Annotated in this window: 1 protein-coding gene; it reads left to right on the top strand. The window is 60.2% G+C overall.

All coding sequences use genetic code 11. From position 1 onward, the window contains the following. Positions 1-15: 15 nt before the first annotated feature. Positions 16-226: hypothetical protein (locus AF337_RS44765; RefSeq protein WP_210168092.1), on the top strand; the 211-nt coding region annotated here is incomplete at its 3' end.

Genomic DNA, 226 nt, shown 5'->3' with positions numbered 1-226 from the left:
TTACAGGTCTCGTCATTGCTGGCCACACCCCAAGTCACAACGCCAGCTGCTGCCCAAACCGTCAAGATCCGCAGGCAGGTGATCTGCAACGACGCGAAGCGGGAACCGGCCTTTGGCTGGCTGCGGGCCTGGTTGTCACTATGGATATCCTTTGCCGCGATGACGGTGCAAGAGCTATCGCAGCCGATGCTCAATCCGGAACGGGAAGGGCGCGCTGGTTGTAGAG

This window comes from Rhizobium ecuadorense, assembly GCF_001187535.1.
In the GTDB taxonomy this organism is placed as follows: domain Bacteria; phylum Pseudomonadota; class Alphaproteobacteria; order Rhizobiales; family Rhizobiaceae; genus Rhizobium; species Rhizobium ecuadorense.
Note: the sequence above shows the minus strand (reverse complement) of the source record. Positions and strands in the feature narration are given on the sequence as shown.